Origin of the sequence: Paraburkholderia domus (assembly GCF_905220705.1) — a bacterium.
GTDB classification, from domain to species: domain Bacteria; phylum Pseudomonadota; class Gammaproteobacteria; order Burkholderiales; family Burkholderiaceae; genus Paraburkholderia; species Paraburkholderia domus.
Map to the genome: position 1 here is coordinate 234,650 of NZ_CAJNAT010000008.1, position 22,807 is coordinate 257,456.

A 22,807-nucleotide genomic window follows, 5' to 3' on the forward strand; every position below is an offset into this window, starting at 1 on the left:
CCTGCCGCTTGCGCGCCGCGCTGTCCCTCCGACGTGTCCGGCGCTGCGGCATGCATAACCCGACGAGCCACGCCTTGTCCGACAAACCCAGCGCCACCCGTGGCGCCACGCTCGACCAGACCCTTCCAGCAGACGGCCCGATGTCCGCCGCCAACCGCCGCGCCATGGCCGCAATCATGCTTGCGGTTGCGCTCGCCACGCTTGATACCGCGATCGCCAACACGGCCCTGCCCGCCATCGCCGCGGATCTGCACGCGGCGCCTGCCGCGTCGGTGTGGATCATCAACGCCTATCAGCTCGCGATGGTCGCGACACTGCTGCCGCTCGCGGCGCTCGGCGACATCGTCGGGCATCGCAGGATTTATATCGGCGGCATTGCGCTGTTCACGCTCGCGTCGCTGGCGTGTTCGCTCGCTTCGACGCTGCCGATGCTGGCCGCCGCGCGCGTGCTGCAAGGTCTCGGCGCGAGCGCGATCATGAGCGTCAACACGGCGCTGATCCGCTATCTGTACCCGCCGCATCGGCTCGGACGAGGTCTCGGCACTAACGCGCTGATCGTCGGCGTGTCGTTCGCAGTCGGGCCGACGGTGGCCTCGCTGATTTTGTCCGTTGCCGCCTGGCCGTGGCTGTTCGCGGTCAACGTGCCGCTCGGCCTGCTGGCGCTGGCCTTCGCGTGGCCCGCGCTGCCCCACACCGAGCGCGGCAAGCACAACTTCGACCCGATTGCGGCGCTTCTCAACGTGATCACTTTCGCCGCGCTGATCTTCGCGCTCGGCGAAGCGGCCCAGCGCGCGTCGACGCAACTGGTGCTGAGCGCGGCGGCGATCGCCGTGGTGTTCGGGGTGTTGCTGATTCGCCGTGAAGCCGGTCACCCGGCGCCGATGCTGCCCGTCGATCTGTTCAAGCGGCCGGTGTTTGCGCTGTCGGCGGTGACCGCGGTATGTTCGTTCGCCGCACAAGGGCTGGCGTTCGTGTCGCTGCCTTTTTACTTCGAGGACGTGCTGCATCGCAGCCAGGTCGAGACCGGCTTTCTGATGACGCCGTGGCCCGTGGTGGTCGCGCTGGCCGCACCGCTGGCGGGCAGTCTGTCCGACCGCTATCCCCCGGGCTTGCTCGGTGCGATCGGCCTTGCGGTAATGTCAGCGGGGATGGCATCGCTGGCGTTGCTGCCGGTGCATCCGCATGTACTCGACATCGGCATCCGGATGGCGATTTGCGGCGCAGGCTTCGGTTTTTTCCAGTCGCCCAATCTGAAGGCGTTGATGGCGAGCGCGCCGCCCGAGCGTAGCGGCGGCGCCAGCGGCATTGTCGCAACTGCCCGGCTGCTCGGACAGACCACCGGCGCTGCGCTGGTCGCGCTCAGCTTCGGCATCGCCGGCCGGCATGGGCCGACACTCGCGCTCAGCGCAGGCGCATTCTTCGCCGGCGCGGCGAGCCTTGCGAGCGGACTGCGGCTGTTCGCGCCGTCACACCGCTCGGGTGTGCACGCGAAAGCGTCGGCGGAATAAACAAAGCGGGCGCACTGCTGTGGCAGTGCGCCCGCTTTTTCAACCCGCTTTCCCTGCTTGACCAGTCGATCAATGCGCGGCGAAATACCCCTTCACTGCGGCAATAAACGTATCGATATCCGCGCGTGACACGTCCTTATGCGTGACGAATCGCGACGCGTACAGCATCTGCGTAAGGATGCCGCGCTCGTTGAGCCACGTTTCGAGCGGTGCGCAATGCTGCTGCGGAAACTGTGCGAACACCATGTTGGTCGCGATCGACTGCACCTTGACATGGTCGATCGCTTCCAGACCGGCAGCCAGATGCGCGGCGTTCGCGTGATCGTCGGCAAGACGTTCGACGTTGTGATCCAGCGCGTACAGGCAAGCCGCCGCCAGCACGCCGGCCTGCCGCATGCCGCCGCCCAGCACCTTGCGCCAGCGGTGCGCCACGTTGATCAGCGCCTGGCTCCCGACCAGGACCGAGCCGACCGGTGCGCCCAGTCCCTTCGAAAAGCAGATCGAGATCGAATCGAAGAGTTCGCACAGCGCCGCGACCGGCTTGCCCGATGCAACGGCCGCGTTGTAAACCCGTGCGCCGTCGAGGTGAGTCGACAACCCGCGCTGACGCGCCAGTTGCACAGCCTCTTCGACATAACCCGCCGGCAACACCTTGCCGCCGATGGTGTTTTCCAGCGCCAGCAGCCGCGTACGCGCGAAGTGGTTGTCGATCGGCTTGATCGCGGCGGCGATCTTCTCGAGCGGAATCGACCCGTCGGCGGCATTCTCGAGCGGCTGCGGCTGAATGCTGCCGAGCACCGCCGCGCCACCGCCTTCGTACTTATAGGTGTGCGCCAACTGGCCGACGATGTATTCGTCGCCGCGCGCGCAATGCGCCATCAACGCCGCCAGGTTGCTTTGTGTGCCGCTCGGGAAGAACAAGCCGGCTTCCTTGCCGGCGCGTTCCGCGACCGTTGCTTGCAGACGCAGCACGGTAGGGTCGTCGCCCCATACGTCGTCGCCCACGTCGGCGGCCGACATCGCCGCGAGCATGGCCGGGGTCGGACGGGTTACGGTGTCGCTGCGCAAATCAATCATGGTGAGAACCTTGTGTGTCCCGGTTTGTGTGTGGATGACATCATCCACCCGACTTCGGTAGCCACGCAAGCGGATCGACCGGCTGACCGTTCTGGCGCACTTCGAACTGGATCGACGCCACACCCCGGCTATCCACACCGACTTCGCCGATCGTTTGCCCTTGTGCGACAGCGTCGCCTTCCTTGACCAGCAGGGTGCTGTTTTGCCCGTAGGCGGTAATCAGCGAGTCGTCGTGCTTGATGATGATGAGCGGACCGTACGCCTCGATACCCGTGCCCGCGTAGACCACCCGCCCGGTAGCGGCCGCCTTGACCGGATCGCCCGCATGGCCGCCGATCACGATGCCGTTCGACTTGCCAGGCGCAAAGGCTTTCAGCACGGGACCACGCAACGGCCATTGCAGCACGCCTTGCTGCGGAACGCCGGCAGCGCCGGACGCGCCAGGCGTCGCGACCGAACCGCTCTGACCGGCAACATTGACCGGCGGTGTCACCACACTACCCGATGCCATCGGCGGAGCAACCCGCAGCACCTGGCCTGGATTGACCGCCGAGTTCGACGCGAGGCCGTTCCACGCCGCAATCTCCTGCGGCTTGCGGCCATACGCCGACGCTATGCCCGCCAGCGTGTCACCCGGATTGGCGCGATAGTAACCGGCCGGCACAGGGACCGTGGCAAGCGTAGTCGGACGGGACGGCGCGCTGCTGTAGAACGGCGTGCTTTCCCACGGCATCGACGTACAGCCGCTGAACATCACGCCGAGCGTGGCTGCAATCAGCAATCGGGCCGCCGTGAACTGCCATTGTCTTGTCATGTGATTTTCCTCGACACTTTGATTCAATCAGATTCAACCAGCCCGGAGCATTTGTCGTGCCGCACGAAGCGAGCACCACGGCGCTTGTCCATTATGTTGCCATGCGCACCGGCAACGGCTTCGCCACAGCATCGGCCTGGAACGTCAAACACTACCCTCGGCCTCGACCACCAGAATGCGCGCCACGCCGATCGGGTGCGCGACATGTTCGGTGCCCACGGACGCGTAGAACACATCGCCCGTTTCCAGAATGGCCGACTGCTCGACGCCGCCTTCGCGGTATCGCATCTCCACGCGGCCGTCGAGCACGGCGAACACTTCCTCACCGTCATTGACATGCCACTTGTATGGCTGATCGGTCCAATGCAGGCGCGTCGTGATGCCGCCCATGTTGGCGATATCTAGCGCGCCCCACGGACGCGTCGCGGTGAAGCTCTTGCTGCGAATGATCTTCATGGTGAATAGCAGGTTGAGAAGCAGACGCTGTCGACGCGTTATCCGTGCCGCATACCCAACCACTCAGTCTGGCTGGATCATGCGTTTCGGCCGGCCCCATTATAGGTGTTGCGGCAGGCACGACCGTGGTCACGAGGCCGCACGACCGTATTCGTGTGACTATTGAATCCTTTCAACCCTCGCCTATACTCAGTCATGCTGCCGCAACGCACCGTAAGCAAAACGCCTGGATCTACGAGGAGTTGGGGATGAACAAAGCCACCTTTCTGGCCGTGCAACTCAACGTGGACGATATTGCGGCGTCGCCCGGTCTGGTCGAGTTGTTGAACACACATCTTGTTTTCGCGGCAGACGTTGCCGAAGCAGCCGACGCGCTGGTCCAGCTGGCCAGCATCGCGGGATTGTCGAGCGGCGTCGAAGCCAGCGTCGAAATTCCCGCCGTCGCGATCGAACGGCTGCGCGAGGCGCTCGACAATCTCAGCGGTTACGACGAATCCTGGTTGCTTGCCCTGGAACCAAGCCGCGCGCTATTCGATGAAATAGGCCGCCGGCATCGCTCCCTGCATTAAAACGGCGTTCGCGGAAAACGCATCCGCACTGCCGCGCACCCCGGCACTTACAGCCAAGCGCCGCAGGTCAGCGCGCGCGGTGTGCAGATGGCTGACTCATCAGCTCAATCTAACCAGCAACGAAGGGATTCCGCATCTGCCGAATCGTTGAATCGTTGAATCGCGCTTTGGACCCAGTGGACTAGCGGCTGGGCAGAGCCGTAAACGACAAAACGCCGCCCGGTAATCCGGTCGGCGTTTTTTATTGCCCGCTGCCTGTTAATCAGACAGCGCTTGCATCAGCTTCGACAAATTAGTTGCCGAAGTAGACCGAGTTACGGTCGTTGCCGCTCACCGGACGGCCGGCTTGCGAGCTGCCTGCGATCGGTGCGCCGTAGCCGCTGTTCACAGCTTGAGTGGTGCCGTTCTGTGCATCGACGCGAGCTTGTGCAGCTTGAAGGTTGGCCGGGTAGTCGACATGATCGCCGATCGGGTTGTAGCCGGCCTTTTCGAGTTGCACCAGTTGGGCGCGCACTTCAGCGCGGGTAACCGGCTGGTTCGATTGGGCAAACGAAGCAACAGGAGCGACCAGAGCGGCGGCGACGACAACTGCAGAGATAAGAGTCTTCATGATGTAAACCTCCAGAACTTGTATTTAATGCGCTTTGGACCTGTTGTCCGTAACGCTTAAGTAGGAGTTTAGGAGTGTCGACATCTAGGGGAAACCCCTTAATCGATGAAACTCTATTTCGAATTTCGCAACAGTAGGCGGAGTACTACGCCGCCACGCTATCTGTCTAATAGCTTTCAGCAATAATTGCCCGTCTCGATTTGCATTGCGATTTCAATCGTTCACGCAGCCCGGCGCGCCTTACGGCAAGCGCGCACCGGGCCACGATTCAAATGCTCAGCTCCAGTTCGCGTGGAAGCTGCCCGGCTTGTCGATACGCTCGAACGTATGCGCGCCGAAGAAATCGCGCTGTGCCTGTACCAGATTCGCCGGCAGGCGTTCCGAACGATACGCGTCGAAATACGCGACCGCCGACGCGAATGCCGGCACCGGCACGCCCGCATTGATGGCGGCAATCACGACCTCGCGCAACGCCGACTGATAGTTCTTCGCGATGTCGCGGAAGTACGGATCGAGCAACAGATTGGCGATTGCCTTGTCTTTCGTATAGGCGTCCGTGATCTTCTGCAGGAAGCGGGCGCGGATAATACAGCCGGCGCGGAAAATCTTGGCAATCGTGCCGTAATCGAGATCCCACTTGTACTCTTCCGATGCCGCGCGCAGTTGCGCAAAACCTTGCGCGTACGAGATCACCTTGCTGAAGTACAGCGCACGGCGCACCGATTCGATGAACGCATCGCGCACAGCACCAAGCGGCTTGGCCGCCGGTCCTTCCAGCACCTTGCTTGCGGCCACGCGCTGATCCTTCAGTGACGACAACACACGCGCGAACACGGCTTCCGTAATCAGCGGCAACGGTGCGCCAAGGTCGAGCGCGTTCTGGCTGGTCCACTTGCCTGTGCCCTTCTGCGCCGCGCGATCGAGGATCACGTCGACCAGATCCTTGCCGGTTTCCTCGTCTTTCTTGCTGAAAATCTTCGAGGTGATTTCGATCAGGTAACTATCGAGTTCGCCCTGATTCCATTCGGTGTAGACCTTGCCCAACTCTTCGTTTGACAGGCCGACGACCTGCTTGAGCACTGCGTAGCTCTCGGCGATGAGTTGCATGTCGCCGTATTCGATGCCGTTGTGCACCATCTTCACGAAGTGGCCCGCGCCGTCCGGTCCCATGTAGGCGACGCACGGCTCGCCGTCCGGCGCTTTGGCGGCGATTTCGGTGAGGATCGGGGCAACCAGGTCATACGCGTCGCGCTGGCCGCCCGGCATGATCGACGGGCCTTTCAATGCGCCCTCTTCGCCGCCCGACACGCCCGTGCCGATAAAATGCAGGCCGGCTTTTGCCAGTTCCTGATTGCGGCGGATCGTGTCGGTGAAATGCGTATTGCCGCCGTCGATCAGGATGTCGCCCTTGTCCAGCAGCGGTTTGAGCGAAGCGATGGTGGCATCGGTCGGCTCGCCTGCCTTGACCATCAGCAGAATGCGGCGCGGCTTTTCCAGCGACTCCACGAACTCTTCCAGCGTGAAGGCCGGGACCAGCTTCCGGTCCGGATATTCGGCGATGAGTTCGTCGGTTTTCTCGCGGCTACGGTTGTACACCGACACCGCGTGGCCGCGGCTTTCGATGTTGAGCGCCAGATTGCGGCCCATGACCGCCAGCCCCACCACGCCGATTGCCTGTTTGCCCATGTGAATTCTCCAGAGTCCAAATAATGTCGAGACGCCGCGCCGGAAGGAACGTCGGCGGGACGTCGAGGGTGAAAGGATAAAAGAAATGCCGGCTTGCCGCTCGCTGGCGCTCATTTGCACTTATGGGCACTCAACGAACGGGGCTTTCCACTGCGTACGGGCCTCACGAGACACTTTATGCAGCACTTGCCGAAGCGCTTTATGACGCACCGCACGACGCCACACAGGCACCGCAGGCAACCGAACGTCTGTCAGACCTGCGCCGCGTCCGGGCGTTTCCTGAAAACGAGACTGAAATTGTTGGCCGGCATCGCGATAGGCTCGTCGCACACGAGTCCGACCGATGCGCCCAACGCTACCACGGCTTCCATATCGCGCACGCCCCACGCGAGGTCGCGGCTGCGCAATTGTTGATCGAAGGCATCGTTGCTCGGCGAGGTTTGCGCGCCGCCGCGTTTGTATGGACCGTACAGATACAGTACACCGCCAACGGCCAAGTGGCGGCTCGCGCCGGCGAACAGTGCCTGCGTCGCGCTCCACGGCGAGATGTGAATCATGTTGATACAGACCACGGCGTCGAGCTTATCGAGTGGATTCACACCCCAATCCGGCTGATGCACATCCAGGGCGAGCGGTGCGCGCACGTTCGTCAGCCCCTTATGCGCGATCCATGCGGCAATCGACGCACGCGCATCCGCATCGAGATCGCTCGTTTGCCAGTCGAGCCCAGGCAACGCGCCGGCGAAGCAGATAGCGTGCTGACCCGTGCCGCTCGCGATTTCCAGCACGCGGCCGGCGGCCGGCAGCACTTCACGCAATACAGCGAGGATCGGTTCGCGATTGCGTTCGGCAGACGGCGAGTGTTGCCGCAGCGCCGGATGGGAATCAGTCATGTTCACCTTGGTTCAATACAGGGTAGTGCGCACGCGTTCGGCGAGTTCACGGTCATAGGTCACGGCATCGAAACTCGCGCCGTTGATGCGCCGATGGATCTCGCCCGCACTCGGCAGACGCGAACGTTCGACATGATGCGCCGGGTCCCACAGTTTCGAGCGAGCCAGCGCCTTCGAGCAATGAAAGTACACCGTGTCGACGTCGATCAAAAGCACGGTGCGCGGCAGTTTACCTTCGACGGCGAAACTGTCCAGCCATTCCGGATCGTTGGAAATGCGCCCGCGGCCGTTCACGCGTAAACTTTCGCCGACACCCGGAATGATGAACAGTAGCGCCAGATGCGGCTCGGCGATGATATTGCGCAGACTGTCGATGCGATTGTTGCCGATGCGGTCCGGCAGCGCGAGCGTGCGCTCGTCGATCACGCGCACGAAACCCGGCGCGTCGCCGCGCGGCGAACAGTCGAGGCCTTCGGGACCGGCGGTGGCGAGTACGACGAAGGGCGCGACTTCGATGAATGCGCGATAGTCTTCGTTGACGTAGGGAATCTCTTTGCGCACTGCGCGTTCGTGGGGCTGACCGTAGATTGCTTCGAGCTGTTCGATCGTCGTCAACATCGGCGTTCCTTTGGCGGGACGGTTGCTTTTCGTGAGAGCTGTGCTGCGTGGGAATGAGATTATCGGCGATTTACGCGAGCCGCGCGCGACCCTGGCGGCCCGCTCAGTCGAGCGCCAGACGACCTGCCAGCGCGGTCAGCGCGTCAGCACAGGGCGCGGCGATTTTCAGCGACAGCAGCGCATCGGCGCGCGTGCGCCCCAGATTGATCGCGACAATCGGCTTACCCTGCTTCTGCGCCCACACGCAGAAGCGGTAGCCCGAATAGACCATCAGCGACGAGCCGACCACCAGCACCGCGTCGGCCGCGTCCAGCGCATGCGAAGCCGCTTCGACACGCTCGCGCGGCACGCTTTCGCCGAAGAACACCACCGAGGGCTTTAACAAACCACCGCAGTTCGTGCACGCCGGAATGCGGAAAGCTTCGAGATCGTGCCACTCCAGATGTGCGTCGCCGTCGGCGGCGGTTTCGGCGGTGACGTTCAGCAACGCGGGATTGTCGGCTTCGAGCGTCCGCTGGATCGACGCGCGCGAATGCTGCATCCCGCAGTCCAGACACGTCACACCGTCGATGCCGCCATGCAGTTCGATCACTTCGCGGCTGCCCGCCCGTTGGTGCAAACCGTCCACGTTCTGCGTGACGAGCGTCGGCACATGACCTGCGGTCTCGAGGCGGGCCAATGCGGTATGCGCGGCATTCGGCTGCGCGTCGGCCACCACCGGCCAGCCGACCATGCTGCGTGCCCAATAACGCTGGCGCATCGCGGTCGTGCCGAGAAATTCCTGCAGCGTGATCGGCGGCGAACGCTTCCATTCGCCGTTGTCGTCGCGATAGCCAGGAATGCCGGAGTCGGTGCTGATCCCCGCGCCGGTCAGCACGAACAAACGCGGATAGCGCTGCACGAAGGTATGCAGGTCGTCCAGCGTGTGCGATTCGTTGAAGGGTTCGATGTGCGCAGGCTGAAGGTCGGTCATGGCGGGGACAGGGTATGGCTGCGGCCTTGGCGTGAAACCTGAACGCCGCTCAGCGGCGCGTGCGTGGTTTGCTCGGTCGCACGTGCGCCTTCTGCGCCGTCTGCCGCGCTTGCCACTCGGCGAGCGCTAACTGATAGCGTTCGAGCGCTTCATCGTAGAGATCGAAGACACACGGATTGCAGCCGCTATGACAACAATCGTCGAGATCGGGCTGCACGGGCGGCACCGGCTGCGGGTCGTCCTTGGGTGTGGCTCGGGGCACGGCGAATCGATTTCCGGAAGGCGGGAAGCGCTCAGTATAAGTTGATCTTCCGCGATGCGTGCGGCGGCGGGTCGACATCAACCCGCGACATCAACTGTCGCCTCTGGCCCGTCCCTTCAACCCGCTCACGGCACGAACGGCCAGCGCCGCGCTCAGCCCCTGCCGACGAACGGCATCTTGCTCGCCATGATGGTCATGAGCTGCACATTCGCCGACAGCGGCAACTCCGCCATCTGCAGCACGGCGTCGGCAACGTGCTGCACATCCATCAACTCGTCTTTCAGCGTGCTTTCATTACTTCTGGTTACCGTCCGCAACAGCGTCGAACTGCGCATCAATGGTATCGTTTGCCGTTGCGCGCCACGCGCGCGATTCAAGGCCTTCCCAGGACGGAGGAAGGGAGACAGGAAGCACGCTTTATGAACGAACTCTTCACGCCGCCGCAAGGCGGTGAGATCTCGCCGCAGCGCCGCTGGCCGCGCACCGGCTATCCCGCGATGCTCACCGCCACCGCCGCATGGCACGTTTTCGTGCTGGGCGGATGGCTGCTGGCGCCCGCCGCGTGGCCGTGGTGGCTGGCCGCGATCTTCGTGAATCACGCTATTTTCACCGTGGCCGGCCTGCTGCCGCGCACCTCGCTGCTGGGCCCGAACTGGACGCGGCTGCCCGCTGACGGGCGCAACGCAGACGCGATCGCGCTGACCATCGACGACGGTCCCGACCCGGTCGTCACACCGCAAGTGCTCGATCTGCTCGACGCCTTCGATGTGCGCGCGACCTTCTTTTGCATCGGTGCGAACGCACAACGCTACCCCGAGCTCACACGCGAAATCGTCGCGCGCGGCCATGCGCTGGAAAACCATTCGCAGATTCACGTGCACACGTTTTCAGTCACGTTTCCGGGCGCACTCACGCGCGAAATCGAGGCTGCGCAACGGACCTTCGAGACCTTGAGCGGCGAACGACCAATGTTCTTCCGCGCCCCGGCGGGCTTGCGCAACCTTTTTCTCGAGCCCGTGCTGCGCAAACTCGATTTGCGGCTCGCGGCGTGGACACGGCGCGGCTACGACACGCGCGAGCGCGATCCGCTAGTCGTCGCGCATCGGCTGCTCAACGGCCTTGCCCCACGCGACATTCTGCTGCTGCACGACGGCAATGCCGCGCTCACAATAGAGGGCAAACCGCTGATACTCACGGTCCTGCCGCGCGTGATCGACGCGGCTCGCCGCCAGCACTTGCGCTTCGTTACGCTGCGCGAAGCGCGTGTCGACGACTGAAACGAGCGCTGTTTCCGCGCGGCTCGGCCGCCGACACCCAGCGAGCCACGCAGGCGCCGTACAAGCACCACGCAAACACCACGGCTACACGCGGAAATCCGCCGCCATGTCCTCGTCCGTGCGTGCCTCGAGCTCGCCGCTGCGGCAAGCCTTCAGGAACACGTCGTAGTCACGTTCCACCTGGTCCGCGTAGCTGGTGGCATAACCGGTGAGTGCTTCCGCGAACTGATCGCTACGGCCGATATACGCGCTGACTTCGATCGCCTGGCCACTCGCCTTGGCATGCGCCCGCGCCATGATCCAGCCGCAGAGCTTCGCATAACCTTCCAGCAGGTCCGTGTCGAACAACTCGATGTTCGCCGACAGTTTCATGTCACGCAGTTGCCGAAAGTAGAAATGGCGCCCTAGTGGTCCGCTCGCCCAACCGAGAAAGATATCGCTTGTGGCTTGCAACATACGCTGCCCTTGCACGACGCGTTCGCCCTCGTGCTTGACATGCGGCGACTTGTAGTACTGGGCGATCACGGACGGCCGCGCTTCCTTGATCTGGATGAACAGCGGCTTGCCCATATGATCGACGTTCAACATCACGAGGCAACGTGTCCCCACGCTGCCGACGCCCACCACCTTGAACACCAGGTCCTGTGCCGTGAAATGACTGAGCAGGTCACGCCGGTCGTGCGACATCGTCTTCAGGTACTCGCCCCACATGCGTTCGAGCATCTTGCGCCAATTGGCGCCTCTGAATGCTTCGGCTTCTTCCGGCGTGAACAGCGTGTTCGCGCCTAGCACGTGGAACAGCGCCGGCGGCGCGTCGCGGATCGTCCAATGGTCGCCGTCGCGTTCGGCCATTTTTTCCATCAGGCTTTCGTGGGTACGATTCGCCGCCTTCTCCATGCCGCGGCGCACGATGCGGCGGCGCTCCGGTGTCAACGCCGTTTCGGCCATCAGGTCGAAGGTGATGCGGTCGTACCAGAGTTCGAGCGCGCCACACTGCGCGTATTGCGCCATGCGGTCGCGGTATTCGGTGGCGGCTGTCATCACCAGATGCTCGGCCGTGCCGCGGCTCAGGCGCATGTGACGCGCGGCGACCACGAGGCTCGCGGTCAGGCGTTTCAGGTCCCATTCGAAAGGACCCGTCGCGACTTCGTCGAAGTCGTTCAGATCGAATACGAGCTGACGCTCAGGCGTCGCGAACCCGCCGAAATTCATCAGATGGCCGTCGCCGCAAATCGGCATGGAGAGGCCGGTGTCGGCGACCTGACTCAGGTCGTGCGCCTGAATGATGGCGGTACCGCGAAAGAAGGTGAACGGCGACACAGACATGCGCCCGTAGCGCAGCGGCACGAGCTTCTCGACTCGCCCCTCGCTGCTTTGCTTAAGCAACTCGATCGGGTTGCGATGCAATTCGCCTACCGTACGATGGCTCGAACGTTTCGAGTGCTCACGGGCGGCACGGCCACGGGCCTCCCGCTCGGCGATGGTGCTGGCTTTCATGCGCCTCTCCGGTTTTTGTATGATTGTTGACTATCGGTTATAGAAGACTGCTTCTGCTGGCACAGTGAGCCATCACCAACGGTAGCCCACACCGCCGAAAATCACATCTGAATCGCGATCATAGCGTGTCACGACGCGGTTCCATTCGATCCGCGTATCCCAGTGATCGGTCAATCGATACGAGCTGGCGATCGTGACAAGGCCGGAAAACTTCCCGGCGCCCGGCCCCGGCGTCAGGCTGTTCTCGTTTTCGTTGATCGCGTAGTAGGCGCCGACGCCGAGCCCCAGCGAGACCTTATCATTGAAGAACGCACGGGTCGCCCACAATTGGCTCGTGAAACCGTCGCGGCGCGCCGCCTTGCTGCTGCCTTCGTGAAGATAGCCGACCGTCACGTCGAGATATTTCGCCAGACCGCGCCGGTACTCAATCGCGCCGCCTAGCGCAGTCGGCGAACTGGTCGAATTGATGATGGTTTCGCCGAGGTACACCGCGACCTCGTTGTTGGTGACGTTGTGCGTACTGCCGCTCGCCCAGTCGCGCGGACCGGGGGTGCCCGGGGCATCGAGCTGATAGCCAATACCGAACATCACGCTTGTCGCATCCGGCCCGCGTTGCACATGCACGCGATTCAACTGCAGTTGCGTGATCCAGCGGCTCGACGCGTAGTACGCCGCGCGCACGCTATACACGACACCCCAGCCGTGGGTGTCCGAATAGCTTCCGCCTTGCACGGCCGTGGTGGTGTCGAAGTAACGGTACGGGCCGACGCCCGCCTGCAAGACGAACTGCGGGTTCCCCACGGGAATACGGCCCCATAGCTGAATCATCTGGCCGTCGCGATGATGATCAGGAATGTGCCCTTCATTGAGCCACGTGAAGCTCGTGGCAAAGTATTGCCCGAGTCCTTCCTGATAATTGAATGCCCACGTGTAGGTGTTCGTGTTGCCCGCGCGCGAGCCACCGCCGAAAAGAGAAAACTCCTGAGCATGGGCCGCGTTGGACGCGAACATGAGTCCGAGACCGGCAACGCAGGAAGCCGCTTTGATTGCCAGCTTAAGGTTCGCGGCAGAATTCAGATTCCGCATGCTTTTTTGCATCTCCGGATGGGTCACTGCCGGCATTCGTGATCCGACGAGAAGCCGCGTGGCGGCTTTGAGCGCCGGGACCGGCTTCGTTACAAATTGTTTGCAATGCTAGCAGACCGCCCGGTAAAAATGCTACGCCATGCATTTTGGATAAACCGTCCGCGCCGCGCCGTCCTCAATCATCTTGTCCGCGAATATCCGCGTTTGGTTGCAGGCGCAACGATTGGCCACTATGAGGACAAAATTACCGGAATTCGATTTGATGGACTAACCAGTTGGTGAATATTTTATTTTCCACGTGCACTTGCACTTCAGAGAAAAGGGCATTCAAGAATCAGATTCGCATTTCGATCACCAATGAAGGCTTGCGCATCGAGATCGTCGATTCGCAAAACCGGCCGATGTTTCCGTCCGGCAGTTCGAAGTTGCAGCCGTACGCCGTGACGATCCTGACGCAAATTGGCGCTGCGCTTAACGATGTGGAAAACCGCATATCGATTGCCGGCCACACCGACGCGGTGCCTTACACGGCCGGACCCGAGGGCTATTCGAACTGGGAGTTGTCCTCAGACCGAGCCAACGCCGCACGCCGCGCATTGGTAACTGGCGGCATGCACGGCGAAAAGCTGCTGCAGGTGCGCGGGCTCGCCGATGTGTTGCCGCTGAACAGCAATATCGCTGACGAACCGACCAATCGGCGCATCAGCATCCTCGTGCTGAATAAAGCTGCCGAACTTGCATTCTTCCATGACGGCGGCCGCACCGCGATTGATGAGACTTCGCCGCCGAGTTCGGCGATTCCCGAGGTCATTGGGCGTTTGCAGCCGGTTAGCGTTTCGCGTAGCAGGCCATAGCGTTTTGTATCGGGCAGAGGTTGAATTCAGATCGGCCTCGATTCGCGCGAGTGATGGTGCCTGGTGCAAAGCGAATACGGTGTGTATAGAATCGTCTGCATGCGCCCTGCCCCTCCTCGACAACACGAGCCCGAGCTTCCGCTCCATACGCCCAGCGTATCTTCCGTGACGCTGGCGGCGATCATTGCCGTCCTCGCGTGGATTTCCCTTGTTGCACAAGCCGAGCTGACCATTGACCACACGCTTGCCCGCGGGCTCAGCGTGCTCGATGGGATTGCGCGGATGAGCAGCTACCTCACCAATTTGACGGTATTGGCCTGCGCGGTCTGTTTTACGTGCGTGGCGCTACGCGGGCGCAGTTCGGCGATCGTGCGTTTTTTCCGGCAGCCTACCGTCGTGACCGCGGTCGTTGTCTACATGGTTTTTGTGGGGATCGCCTATAACCTTCTTCTGCGCGGGTTATGGTCGCCTGCCGCCTATCGGCTGCTGCTCAATGAATCGATGCACAGCGTTTTGCCCATGCTCGCGGCGCTGTACTGGGTGCTATTCGTACCGCGATTTCACCTGCGATTGCGGCATTGTTTGCTATGGCTGGTCTACCCCGTCGCCTATCTCGCCGTTACCTTCTGGCGCGGAAGTTTGTCGGATTTTTATCCCTATCCCTTCATCAACGTTGACGTGCTTGGGGTCAGGCATGTTGTCGTCAATTCTGCCCTGTTGTTCGGCGGCTTCGTGATGTTGATGGCCGTGTTCGTGGGAATTAATTTTCGGCGTAGACGCTAAAAAAGTACGCCGCCGGCTAGCCATCGCACGTCACAGACATAGGCACTGAACAACCCATGGTTTTATGAAGCACTCATCGGCGCGCGCAGCGCCGCCGGAAGTATGACTGCCTTGTCACCGGGGCGGAATGTGCGAGAGCACGGATTCCAGATGCACCACTACCGCAACTGCGCGGGGGACCCGCTTAAGAATTGGCGGGTTGAGCCGCTTTCTTTGCTTATCTTTCTTTGCGGCGGCAAAGAAAGTAAGTGCCGCCCCGCACAGGGGCAACACTAATAGACCACTACCAATTCAAGGAAAGGCCAGCGCCGCCGAATACCCCCCCCAACAGCGCCAGCCAAACACCCCAACTTCAAACAGCTGCCACAACCCTCCGCGGCGACAAAACCGACACAACAAAACTAACCACAACATTAGCCGCCAACGCGATCAGTCCAATATAAAGCGGATAAGTCGCATCACCGATATGCAAAGCAAACACCGGCTTAAGCCCTTGCGAAATAGCCAACCCGGTCCCGAGGACAATCCCCACAAGCCACCCAAGGAACAACCCCGGCGTATTCAGCCGCCGCGTGTACAAAGAAAACACAATAGCCGGGAAAATCTGCAAAATCCAGACCCCGCCCAGCAACTGCAAATCGATCGCATACTGCGTAGGCAAGAACACGATAAACAACAGCGCGCCGAACTTCACAACCAGCGAAACGATCTTCGCGGTAGAAGCCTCCGCCTCAGGCGTAATATTCGGCGAGACAAGTGGACGCCACAAATTCCGCGTGAACAGATTAGCCGCGCCAATCGACATGATCGCAGCGGGCACCAACGCGCTGATTGCAATGGCCGCGGCCGCAAAGCCGACGAACCACGACGGGAACAGCGTGTTGAACAGCGCAGGCACCATATCGGACGCCGACTTCACATGCACGCCGGCCGCAATCGCCATATAACCGAGCAACGCAATCAACCCCAGCAACAGCGTATACGCCGGCAGAAAAATCGCATTCTTGCGCACGGTGTTCGCCGACGCGGACGACAACACCGCCGTCATCGTATGCGGGTACATGAACGCCGCCAATGCCGAGCCCAAAGCAAGCGACGCATAAGCGGTAAACTGCGCGGGCTTCAGAATGATCCCCGTTGCGCCGCCCTTGGCCTTGAAATACGTATCGGCGGCATCGAACACATGCGCGTAGCCGCCGAGCTTCGCCGGAATCAGCCAGACCGCCGCGATCACGACGATGTAGATCATGATGTCCTTGACGAACGCGATCATCGCCGGCGCCCGTAAGCCGCTTGCATACGTGTACAGCGCAAGAATCACGAAGGCGACGATCAGCGGCATTTCGCCGGTCACGCCGAGCCCCTTGATCACCACTTGCATACCCACCAGCTGCAGCGCGATATACGGCATCGTCGCAACAATGCCCGTGATCGCGACCGCAGCGGGGAACCACTTGCCGCCGTATTCCCCTTGCACGTAGTCGGCGGCCGTGATGTGATTCTTCGCTTGGGCGATCTTCCACAGCTTCGGCATCACCGCGAACACGAACGGATAGACGATGATCGTGTACGGCAGCGCAAAAAAGCCATACGCACCCACCGAATACACCAGCGCGGGCACCGCGATCACGGTATAGGCGGTGTAGAAGTCGCCGCCCACGAGGAACCACGAAATCACCGTGCCGAACTGGCGACCGCCCAGGCCCCACTCGTGCAATTGCGTCAGGTCGCCCCGCTTCCAACGCGCGGCAAAGAAACCAATCACCGTGACAAGAACAAAAAAGGCGATAAAGACGGTCATCGCGACCGGGTTCACAGGATTCACGTCGCTCATTTGACACCTCGGTACACAACGTAAATCAGTAGCGAGGTCAACGGAACCCACAAGAACTGATACCAGTAGAAAAACGGAAAGCCGGCGAACGAGGGACGCGTGTCGTTATAAAACGGCAACCACAGCAACGCGATGTACGGGATCAGCAAGATAAGCCATAGCCATGAACGGCCGGCGGATTGGGAGGTCTCCACAAACTTCTCCTGAGTCTATTATTGAAACCGCGCGCCATGACTTGTGGCCGGGTACGCGGAAAACCGGTTACCTGATATTAGACGGCAAAACCAGAGTTTGCTTTTTGTGCGACAAATGCAGGGCCGGCGTGAACACCCCACCAATGCGCACCGCAACAACGCACGCCGTGAGGCACGGTACGTCGTGGGGATGTAGTATTCGCTTTCGTGAGCGTCCTCACAAGCGCGCAACTACGTAAGCCGGCTACGTAATACCACGTAGCCCGTCGGCCGCCCTTTCAACGATGAAACTCAAAGCAAAGATTGTCCTGCTGGCCATCGTGCCCTTTCTGGCGGCCATCGCCAGCATTGAAATCGGCGTGCGCCAGGAAGCCACGGCGCTCGCCGAAACGCAGCATGCGACCACCCAGGCCGCGTACATGGCCAGCAAGGAAATCGAACTCAAACACTACGTCGAGCTCGCGACCACGGCGATCGCCCCGCTCTACAACGCCGGCGGCGACAACGCGCGCGACGATGCGATGCTGCGCACCCGCGCACTCGACGTCCTCCAGAAAATGGATTTCGGCAAGGACGGCTACTTCTTCGTCTACGACATGCACGGCCGTTCGCTGATGCATCCGCGCGAGCCCGATCTCGTCGGACGTGATCTATGGGCGCTGCGCGATCCGCAAGGCACGCCGACGATCCAGCAGCTGCTCGCCGCGGCCTCGCGCGGCGGTGGTTATGTGCGTTACGTGTGGCAGCGTCCGTCGACGGGCAAGCTCGCGTCGAAACTCGGCTATGTGGTGCCGCTCGAGCGCTGGGGCTGGATGATCGGCACCGGTATCTACCTCGACGATGTCGACGCCACGCTAGCGCATATCGATCAGGGCGCGGCGGCCAACATCGACCGCACGATGCAATGGATCGATGCCATCGCGCTCGCCGGACTCGCCGTGATCGCATTGTGTGCGCTGGTGCTCAACGTTACCGAATACCGCAGCGCCGATGCAAAACTGAAGCGGCTCGCGCAACAGGTGGTCGACTCGCAGGAAAACGAACGCGCGCGTCTGTCGCGTGAATTGCACGACGGCATCAGTCAGATGATGGTCTCCGTGAAGCTGCTGCTCGAATCGGCGTTGGCGCGTTTCGAACGCAGCGACGTGCGTGTGCCTGCAGCGGAAGCCGCGCTATCGACCAGCGTGGCGCGCATCGGCGATACCTTGCGTGAGGTGCGCCGCATTTCCCACGCACTGCGGCCTTCGATGCTCGATGTCCTCGGGGTGGCGGCCGCACTGGAGCAACTCACACGTGAGTTGAGCGACGAGTCGGGCATCCAGATCGGTTTCACGCAGATCGCACACACCCATGCGGCGTCTTTGACGGAAGCGGTAAACACGGTGCTGTTCCGTATCGCCCAGGAAGCGCTCACCAATATCGTGCGGCACGCCCACGCGTCCAGCGCGGCACTGGCGCTGGAAATATCAAACGATGCCGTCACGCTGACGATCTCGGACAACGGGCGCGGTTTCGACGTCGCGCACGCACTCGTCAGTCCACGCGCGGGCGTGGGTCTGCGCAATATGCGCGAACGGCTGGACGCACTGGGCGGCAAGCTGTCGCTCAGCTCGCAAGCCGGTCATACGATCGTTACCGCGCGCGTGCCGGTGGTAGCGGCTGCGCCTCGATCGCCGGCCTTGCAGGAAATCTGACCATGAACGAAACATCCTTCGCCATTGCACGTTTGATTCTGATCGACGACCACCCGCTTGTGCGCGACGGTTTGCGCGCCCGGCTCGAAGCCGTGCGCAACATCGAAATCGTCGGTGAAGCGGGCAATGCGCAGGAAGCGCTCGATCTCGCCGCCAGCCAGGAACCTCATCTGGTGCTGATGGACGTCGGCATGAACGGCATGAACGGCATCGCGCTGGCCAGTCTGTTCCATGAGCGATTCCCGGCGATACGCGTGCTGATGCTGTCCATGCATGACAACCTCGAGTACGTGACCCAGGCAGTGCGCGCCGGAGCCAGCGGTTACGTGCTCAAGGACTCGCCCGCCACTGAAATCATCCAGGCAATCGGCGCGGTACTGGAAGGCAGGACGTTTTTCAGCGCGGGGCTGGGCGCGCGCCTGATTCAGGCATCGGCGATGCAATCGCCTATTGAGCGGCTCACGCCACGCGAGCGCGATATTCTCGATGCGCTCGCGGAAGGTCTCTCGAGCAAGCAGATCGCTCAACGCAACGAGCTATCGGTGCGCACCGTAGAGACGCATCGGCTGAATCTGAAACGCAAGCTCGATATCGAAGGTCAGGCCGAGTTGATCAAGTTCGCTGTCGAGAATCGTCGTAAGGGCCAGTGAGGTCATGAGCCACCGCGGCATGATCTCCATTACGTAGTCGAGAATCAAAACCGTCGATCCGTCTCTCCCCGCTCAACCTCCCGGAGCCAAAGACGATGAAACGCCTGATCCAACAGCGTCTGGTCAGCTTGCTGCTCTGCGTGGCGGCAACGCACGCCCACGCCGAAGCGCAACGCGTCAATCGCGGCCACGACCCGTTCTTTCAGATATCCAAGGCAATCAGCGAATGCCCCGTGCCTTTAGGCCCCCTCGAGACCGAGCAGGAATGGCTCGACGACAGTCATTACCGGATCGAGCGCGGCAATAGCTGCTGGGTGGAGGGCCGTTGTCGGCTGTCGAACGCGTACCTTTACGATGCAGAAATCGCCGACGCTGTCCAACGGCGTCTCACCAATATCAACTACGCCACCCACTGGCGCGAACAGTCGACGCTGTGGCTCACCCTGCAACGCCGCTTCATCTATGTGCAAGGCTGCGTCGCGCCCGGTTTCGACAAACAGACGTTCCTCGCGGAACTCGCGAAAACCGCGGACGTCGATCGCGTGATCGACGACACCACAACCAACCCGCACGCAGCATCGCCACCCTATAAAACGCTGGCAGATCCGGACAAACCTGTGATCGATCCGGGCAACTAGCAACAGTATCTCAGCGGCGCCAACCGCTAATCTAATCAGCAGCACCGCCACGGTCACTATTGTCCCGAATGATTTGTGCGATCAGCGCATCCGCATCGCGCGAGACGTTATCGTGAACGCGGGTGCTTTGCGTCGCGGCCGGCGTATCGTTGCCGATCAGTTGACCGCTGCGCACATGCGTATCCACCGACACCTGCATCGACAGGCCCAGCCGCAACGGATGCACCGCGAGTTCGGCCGGGTCGAGCGAAATCACGATCGGCACGCGCTGGACGACCTTGATCCAGTTACCGGCTGCGTTCTGCGAAGGCAGCATCGAAAACGCACTGCCTGTGCCCGCCGAAAAGCCTTCCACACGGCCGCGATACACCACTTGTGAGCCGTATACATCCGACACGATGCGCACCGGCTGCCCCACGCGCATGCTGCGAATCTGGCCTTCCTTGAAGTTCGCCTCGACCCACAGACGCTCGAGCGGAATGATCGACATGAGTGCCAGCCCGGGTCCGACCTGCTGGCCGATCTGCACCGAACGCTGCCCGACCGTGCCGTCGACGGGAGAAACGACGGTGGTGCGCTGCAGATTCCGATAAGCGAGCCGCAATTGCGCGGCGGCTTGCAGAACCGGCGGGCTGGCTTCGACCGGAAATTTTCCGCCGAGCGCACGGGCGGCGTCGAGTTGCACTTGCGCTGAGGCGAGGTTCGCTTGCGCGACTGCTACAGCTTCGCGGGCACGCGCCAATTCTTCCGGCGACACGACTTCGACCGATGCATGATCACGCGCCGCCAGCGCACGCTGCGCCAACGCGAGTTCGGCGCGGCGCGCGTCGATTGATTGCACGTAGAGCTTGCGAGAGATCGTCGCGTTCGCCACCTGGCGCACGGCGAGTGTCAGTTGCGCTTTGGCCTGCGCGAACGCGGCGGCCGCTTCGGCATCGTCGAGTTTGACAAGCGGCTGGCCCGAGCGTACCTGTCGCGTGTTGTCCACCAGGATATCGGTGACCGTGCCGGGTATCTGCGCGGCGATCTGCACGATGTTGCCCGCCACGTAGGCGTCGTCGGTCTCTTCGTAGAAGCGCGCGCTCAAACCCCAGTACGTCAGCCACGCCACGCCGGCGAGCGCCACCACGCCGAAGAAAAGGGCAAAACGGCGCCGCCGCGCTGCCCGTTTCGAATCGTACGCGTCGTTCGTCATGCCCGCCGCGTTTGCCGCATTTGCCTGCCCCTCGATCCAGCCGGCGGCATGCTGTGCCTGTTTATCGTTGTGCATTCAATCGAAGTGCGTGTCCGTGATGCGTGCGTGAGAGGGAAAGGTGGTTTGATAGTGAGAAATCGGTACGCCGGCCACCTTGTGTACGTCGAAGCCGCCACCGAGCGCGCCGACCAGCGCGACCTGCAGCATTCGGCGGCGGCCCTGCAAATCGACCTGCTGCGCGCGTTCGTCGAGCAAGGAAAGGTCAGCCAAGGTCACGTCCTTCTGCATGCCGATACCGCGCCGATGCCGCTCCTCGGCGATCGCGACGATGCGTGAGGCTGCGTCCACCGCACGAGTCTGCTCGGTAGCAAGCGTGTCGACCGTGCGCAAGGAAGTCAGCTGGCGCGCGACCTCGCCGAGCGCCTCGTCGACGGTTTTGTTGTAGAGGCTCACCGCGGCGTCGACATTGGCGTAGTCGCCTCCGAGTTGCGCGCGCAACCGGGTCCGGTCGAAAATCGGCAAGGAGATCGCCGGCCCTACCGAGCCGGCCATCGCAGCACGCGAGAACAGCGCAGCGGGCGTCAATGCTGTCAGCCCGGCAAAGGCGACCAGGTTCACGTCGGGATAGAACTGCGCCCGCGTGGCGTCGATGCTGGCGAGCGCCGCTTCGGCCCGCAAACGCGCCGCCACGATGTCGGGCCGGCGGCCCAGCAGATCGACCGGCAGTTGCGCGGGCATCGGTGCATCGGCAGCCGCAGCCAGTTGTGGACGATGCAGCGATAAACCTCGCTCCGCGCCGCGCCCCGTCAGCACGCCGATCTGCAACTCGGTCAACTTGATGCGTTCATCGTTGAGCGCCTGCTGCGAAGCGAGACGGCTTCGCTTGAGTGCGGCGTCGGCGGCGTCGTACGCGTTATCGAGGCCGCGTGCACCGCGCTCCCGCAACACCGCATCGACGCTCTCCGCGGCCTGTTGCTTTTGCAGCAGAATGTCCTGCATCGCAAAGGCGCGGTCGAGCTCGCAATAAAGCGTCACGAGCGCGACCGTCAACGTGAGCCGCGCCTGCTCCGCATCGATTCGCGCTGCATCGCGCGTGGACAGCAGGCTGCCCGTCAGCGCGGCATTCTTGCCCCACAAGTCGAGCTGGTAGCTCAAGCCTGCGAACAACGCAGCCGGCGAGACCACCGGATCATTGAACAACTGCACCGGAATCTGCTGGCCGCCGACGGATACGTTGGCCACGTCGTCCGGTTGCGGCAAACGGGCCTTGCTAACCGTCGCGCCCGCTGTGCCGGTGAGGCCGGTGAGTGAAGCAAACTGTTCGAGCTGCGCCTGCGCGGCGCCCACCCTCGCCTTGGCGATCTGCAGGTCGGGATTGTTCTGTAACGCCTCGGCGGTCAGTTCATCCAGTTGCGGATCGCGGTAGCGCTTGACCCAGTCGGGCGTGGGCCATGCGCCGTTGGCGCCTGGTCCGATGGTCTGGAGAAGTGCATCGGCGGAGGGTTTGATCGGCTTGACGTTTGCGTGCAGACCCGAATCGCTCACGCAACCCGTCAGCGCCGCTGCAATCAGCAGCGAAGGCAGCATCAAGGCGCGCGGCATGGGAAATCGCATAGGTTGCCTCACGAGTGCCAGGTAC

General features: G+C 62.1%; 22 protein-coding genes and 2 pseudogenes. 8 read left to right on the top strand and 16 right to left on the bottom strand.

The annotated features are described in order from the left end of the window. Positions 1-140: 140 nt before the first annotated feature. Entirely contained in the window at positions 141-1,508 is a 1,368-nt protein-coding gene (locus KHO31_RS17260; protein WP_201076090.1) for an MFS transporter, read from the top strand. A 69-nt stretch (positions 1,509-1,577) separates the two neighbouring features. On the opposite strand, the gene ltaE is transcribed toward KHO31_RS17260, so the two are convergent. From ltaE to KHO31_RS17275, 3 genes are all read right to left on the bottom strand, one after another. Further along, positions 1,578-2,585 (bottom strand): low-specificity L-threonine aldolase, encoded by a 1,008-nt coding sequence (gene ltaE, locus KHO31_RS17265; RefSeq protein ID WP_201075737.1) that lies wholly within the window; start codon positions 2,583-2,585, stop codon positions 1,578-1,580. 40 nt (positions 2,586-2,625) lie between these two features. Then, positions 2,626-3,399, bottom strand: a complete 774-nt coding sequence (locus KHO31_RS17270) for a peptidoglycan DD-metalloendopeptidase family protein (RefSeq protein WP_201075735.1) — start codon at positions 3,397-3,399, stop codon at positions 2,626-2,628. Positions 3,400-3,543: 144 nt separating this feature from the next. Next, positions 3,544-3,855: a cupin domain-containing protein gene (locus tag KHO31_RS17275; protein ID WP_054041883.1), complete on the bottom strand. Its 312-nt coding sequence runs from the start codon at positions 3,853-3,855 to the stop codon at positions 3,544-3,546. Positions 3,856-4,103: 248 nt separating this feature from the next. On the opposite strand from KHO31_RS17275, the gene KHO31_RS17280 reads away from it, so the two are divergent. Beyond that, a complete protein-coding gene (locus KHO31_RS17280) occupies positions 4,104-4,424 on the top strand; it encodes a hypothetical protein (protein WP_201075734.1) in 321 nt (106 codons plus the stop codon). 292 nt (positions 4,425-4,716) lie between these two features. Here KHO31_RS17280 and KHO31_RS17285 read toward each other — a convergent pair whose 3' ends face one another. The 7 genes and pseudogenes from KHO31_RS17285 to KHO31_RS17315 form a co-directional block, all read right to left on the bottom strand. Next, the gene (locus KHO31_RS17285) at positions 4,717-5,034 is read right to left on the bottom strand and encodes a DUF4148 domain-containing protein (RefSeq protein ID WP_201075733.1); all 318 of its coding nucleotides are present in this window, start codon (positions 5,032-5,034) and stop codon (positions 4,717-4,719) included. Positions 5,035-5,310: 276 nt separating this feature from the next. Next, a complete protein-coding gene (gene gndA / locus KHO31_RS17290) occupies positions 5,311-6,720 on the bottom strand; it encodes an NADP-dependent phosphogluconate dehydrogenase (protein ID WP_201075732.1) in 1,410 nt (469 codons plus the stop codon). A gap of 251 nt (positions 6,721-6,971) precedes the next feature. After that, positions 6,972-7,613: a DUF938 domain-containing protein gene (locus KHO31_RS17295; RefSeq protein WP_201075731.1), complete on the bottom strand. Its 642-nt coding sequence runs from the start codon at positions 7,611-7,613 to the stop codon at positions 6,972-6,974. Between the two features lie 12 nt (positions 7,614-7,625). Beyond that, positions 7,626-8,231, bottom strand: coding sequence for a pyridoxamine 5'-phosphate oxidase family protein (locus KHO31_RS17300; protein WP_201075730.1), 606 nt, complete (start codon positions 8,229-8,231; stop codon positions 7,626-7,628). Positions 8,232-8,334: 103 nt separating this feature from the next. Then, positions 8,335-9,204, bottom strand: a complete 870-nt coding sequence (locus KHO31_RS17305; protein WP_201108129.1) for an NAD-dependent protein deacetylase — start codon at positions 9,202-9,204, stop codon at positions 8,335-8,337. Between the two features lie 49 nt (positions 9,205-9,253). After that, entirely contained in the window at positions 9,254-9,466 is a 213-nt protein-coding gene (locus tag KHO31_RS17310; RefSeq protein ID WP_201075728.1) for an oxidoreductase-like domain-containing protein, read from the bottom strand. A 152-nt stretch (positions 9,467-9,618) separates the two neighbouring features. Next, a pseudogene (locus tag KHO31_RS17315) lies at positions 9,619-9,741 on the bottom strand (3-oxoacyl-ACP reductase); the annotation flags it as partial. 144 nt (positions 9,742-9,885) lie between these two features. Here KHO31_RS17315 and KHO31_RS17320 point away from each other — a divergent pair. Next, entirely contained in the window at positions 9,886-10,743 is an 858-nt protein-coding gene (locus KHO31_RS17320; protein WP_201075726.1) for a polysaccharide deacetylase family protein, read from the top strand. A gap of 84 nt (positions 10,744-10,827) precedes the next feature. On the opposite strand, the gene KHO31_RS17325 is transcribed toward KHO31_RS17320, so the two are convergent. Beyond that, complete coding sequence (locus tag KHO31_RS17325) at positions 10,828-12,240, bottom strand: DUF2252 domain-containing protein (protein WP_201075724.1); 1,413 nt, start codon at positions 12,238-12,240, stop codon at positions 10,828-10,830. A 72-nt stretch (positions 12,241-12,312) separates the two neighbouring features. Then, positions 12,313-13,326, bottom strand: a complete 1,014-nt coding sequence (locus KHO31_RS17330) for a hypothetical protein (protein WP_201075722.1) — start codon at positions 13,324-13,326, stop codon at positions 12,313-12,315. Between the two features lie 320 nt (positions 13,327-13,646). Between KHO31_RS17330 and KHO31_RS17335 the strand changes: the two are divergent. Then, positions 13,647-14,180, top strand: a pseudogene (locus KHO31_RS17335) (OmpA family protein); the annotation flags it as partial. Positions 14,181-14,279: 99 nt separating this feature from the next. Continuing rightward, a complete protein-coding gene (locus KHO31_RS17340) occupies positions 14,280-14,963 on the top strand; it encodes a Pr6Pr family membrane protein (RefSeq protein ID WP_201075720.1) in 684 nt (227 codons plus the stop codon). A gap of 352 nt (positions 14,964-15,315) precedes the next feature. On the opposite strand, the gene mctP is transcribed toward KHO31_RS17340, so the two are convergent. Then, the gene (mctP, locus tag KHO31_RS17345) at positions 15,316-16,797 is read right to left on the bottom strand and encodes a monocarboxylate uptake permease MctP (RefSeq protein WP_201075718.1); all 1,482 of its coding nucleotides are present in this window, start codon (positions 16,795-16,797) and stop codon (positions 15,316-15,318) included. Beyond that, positions 16,794-16,991: a DUF3311 domain-containing protein gene (locus tag KHO31_RS17350; protein ID WP_093634922.1), complete on the bottom strand. Its 198-nt coding sequence runs from the start codon at positions 16,989-16,991 to the stop codon at positions 16,794-16,796. Before KHO31_RS17350 ends, mctP begins: the two co-directional genes overlap by 4 nt. 284 nt (positions 16,992-17,275) lie before the next feature. Between KHO31_RS17350 and KHO31_RS17355 the strand changes: the two genes are divergently transcribed. The 3 genes from KHO31_RS17355 (at position 17,276) to KHO31_RS17365 (ending at position 19,973) form a co-directional block, all read left to right on the top strand. Continuing rightward, a complete protein-coding gene (locus KHO31_RS17355; protein ID WP_201075717.1) occupies positions 17,276-18,685 on the top strand; it encodes a cache domain-containing protein in 1,410 nt (469 codons plus the stop codon). Between the two features lie 2 nt (positions 18,686-18,687). Then, positions 18,688-19,335: a response regulator gene (locus tag KHO31_RS17360; protein WP_201075714.1), complete on the top strand. Its 648-nt coding sequence runs from the start codon at positions 18,688-18,690 to the stop codon at positions 19,333-19,335. A 95-nt stretch (positions 19,336-19,430) separates the two neighbouring features. Then, complete coding sequence (locus KHO31_RS17365; protein ID WP_201075713.1) at positions 19,431-19,973, top strand: hypothetical protein; 543 nt, start codon at positions 19,431-19,433, stop codon at positions 19,971-19,973. Positions 19,974-20,004: 31 nt separating this feature from the next. On the opposite strand, the gene KHO31_RS17370 is transcribed toward KHO31_RS17365, so the two are convergent. Together KHO31_RS17370 and KHO31_RS17375 are read right to left on the bottom strand one after the other, a co-directional pair. Continuing rightward, complete coding sequence (locus KHO31_RS17370) at positions 20,005-21,168, bottom strand: HlyD family secretion protein (RefSeq protein ID WP_236060839.1); 1,164 nt, start codon at positions 21,166-21,168, stop codon at positions 20,005-20,007. 75 nt (positions 21,169-21,243) lie between these two features. After that, complete coding sequence (locus KHO31_RS17375; RefSeq protein ID WP_236071285.1) at positions 21,244-22,782, bottom strand: efflux transporter outer membrane subunit; 1,539 nt, start codon at positions 22,780-22,782, stop codon at positions 21,244-21,246. Positions 22,783-22,807: the final 25 nt, after the last annotated feature.

Excerpts from the sequence above, each read along its gene's own strand:
- KHO31_RS17260 (WP_201076090.1), top strand. The coding sequence starts at position 141 with ATGTCCGCCGCCAACCGCCGCGCCATGGCCGCAATCATGCTTGCGGTT.
- ltaE (WP_201075737.1), bottom strand. The coding sequence starts at position 2,585 with ATGATTGATTTGCGCAGCGACACCGTAACCCGTCCGACCCCGGCCATG.
- KHO31_RS17270 (WP_201075735.1), bottom strand. The coding sequence starts at position 3,399 with ATGACAAGACAATGGCAGTTCACGGCGGCCCGATTGCTGATTGCAGCC.
- KHO31_RS17275 (WP_054041883.1), bottom strand. The coding sequence starts at position 3,855 with ATGAAGATCATTCGCAGCAAGAGCTTCACCGCGACGCGTCCGTGGGGC.
- KHO31_RS17280 (WP_201075734.1), top strand. The coding sequence starts at position 4,104 with ATGAACAAAGCCACCTTTCTGGCCGTGCAACTCAACGTGGACGATATT.
- KHO31_RS17285 (WP_201075733.1), bottom strand. The coding sequence starts at position 5,034 with ATGAAGACTCTTATCTCTGCAGTTGTCGTCGCCGCCGCTCTGGTCGCT.
- gndA (WP_201075732.1), bottom strand. The coding sequence starts at position 6,720 with ATGGGCAAACAGGCAATCGGCGTGGTGGGGCTGGCGGTCATGGGCCGC.
- KHO31_RS17295 (WP_201075731.1), bottom strand. The coding sequence starts at position 7,613 with ATGACTGATTCCCATCCGGCGCTGCGGCAACACTCGCCGTCTGCCGAA.
- KHO31_RS17300 (WP_201075730.1), bottom strand. The coding sequence starts at position 8,231 with ATGTTGACGACGATCGAACAGCTCGAAGCAATCTACGGTCAGCCCCAC.
- KHO31_RS17305 (WP_201108129.1), bottom strand. The coding sequence starts at position 9,204 with ATGACCGACCTTCAGCCTGCGCACATCGAACCCTTCAACGAATCGCAC.
- KHO31_RS17320 (WP_201075726.1), top strand. The coding sequence starts at position 9,886 with ATGAACGAACTCTTCACGCCGCCGCAAGGCGGTGAGATCTCGCCGCAG.
- KHO31_RS17325 (WP_201075724.1), bottom strand. The coding sequence starts at position 12,240 with ATGAAAGCCAGCACCATCGCCGAGCGGGAGGCCCGTGGCCGTGCCGCC.
- KHO31_RS17330 (WP_201075722.1), bottom strand. The coding sequence starts at position 13,326 with ATGCGGAATCTGAATTCTGCCGCGAACCTTAAGCTGGCAATCAAAGCG.
- KHO31_RS17340 (WP_201075720.1), top strand. The coding sequence starts at position 14,280 with ATGCGCCCTGCCCCTCCTCGACAACACGAGCCCGAGCTTCCGCTCCAT.
- mctP (WP_201075718.1), bottom strand. The coding sequence starts at position 16,797 with ATGAGCGACGTGAATCCTGTGAACCCGGTCGCGATGACCGTCTTTATC.
- KHO31_RS17355 (WP_201075717.1), top strand. The coding sequence starts at position 17,276 with ATGAAACTCAAAGCAAAGATTGTCCTGCTGGCCATCGTGCCCTTTCTG.
- KHO31_RS17360 (WP_201075714.1), top strand. The coding sequence starts at position 18,688 with ATGAACGAAACATCCTTCGCCATTGCACGTTTGATTCTGATCGACGAC.
- KHO31_RS17365 (WP_201075713.1), top strand. The coding sequence starts at position 19,431 with ATGAAACGCCTGATCCAACAGCGTCTGGTCAGCTTGCTGCTCTGCGTG.
- KHO31_RS17370 (WP_236060839.1), bottom strand. The coding sequence starts at position 21,168 with ATGACGAACGACGCGTACGATTCGAAACGGGCAGCGCGGCGGCGCCGT.
- KHO31_RS17375 (WP_236071285.1), bottom strand. The coding sequence starts at position 22,782 with ATGCGATTTCCCATGCCGCGCGCCTTGATGCTGCCTTCGCTGCTGATT.